The following is a 623-nucleotide window of genomic DNA, read 5'->3' as shown; positions in this document are numbered from 1 at the left end:
TTAATGAGCTTGCTGATTTTGGATTCAATCTTATCAATCTGATTTTTCAGAGCGGTGAGAATGGGCTTTATCGATGATTGAAGTGATTTAGGGAGAATTTGCAGCCGGTTTTTCTCCATGGTTTGAATGGTTAACAGCTGATTGCGTCTAGTGACTAAGTCGCTCATTAGCTGGATGTTTTCACTTTTGAGCTGTGTGAGCTTAGGCTTGATAGCCTCAGCGAAGTGAGCAATGAGAGCGGCATCAAGGCGGTCATTTTTAACTCTTTGGCCAATAGCTCCCGCAAAGCGTTTTATGTGCAACGGGTTTGCAATGACGTAAGGCAATTTAGCGTTATCACAAGCAAGAATGAAGGGCATTTCGAGACGGCCAGTGGCCTCGATGACGACGCGTTGAGGTTGGTGCTTCTTAATGGTTTGAACGGCCTCTTTGATGCCTTTTTCTGTGTTTGGAACGGTAAAGTAGATGTCGAGAGGGCGAATGTAGATATCAAGCTGATGTTTGCCGGTATCGACGCCAACATTAATATTTTGAAGTGCTTTGTTTTTCATAATAAGCTGACTCTTGCTTGCAAATGCGGGCTCGAGGCCCAGAAGACTATTCGAGTGTAATGCTTGGAGTTC

General features: G+C 44.3%; 1 protein-coding gene. It reads right to left on the bottom strand.

Annotation, left to right across the window (positions count from 1 at the left end):
* On the bottom strand, window positions 1-551 hold a 551-nt coding region (locus FCL42_RS21520), incomplete at its 3' end, for an IS110 family transposase (protein WP_136865457.1).
* Window positions 552-623: the final 72 nt, after the last annotated feature.

Source organism: Ferrimonas aestuarii, from assembly GCF_005116665.1.
In the GTDB taxonomy this organism is placed as follows: domain Bacteria; phylum Pseudomonadota; class Gammaproteobacteria; order Enterobacterales; family Shewanellaceae; genus Ferrimonas; species Ferrimonas aestuarii.
Note: the sequence above shows the minus strand (reverse complement) of the source record. Positions and strands in the feature narration are given on the sequence as shown.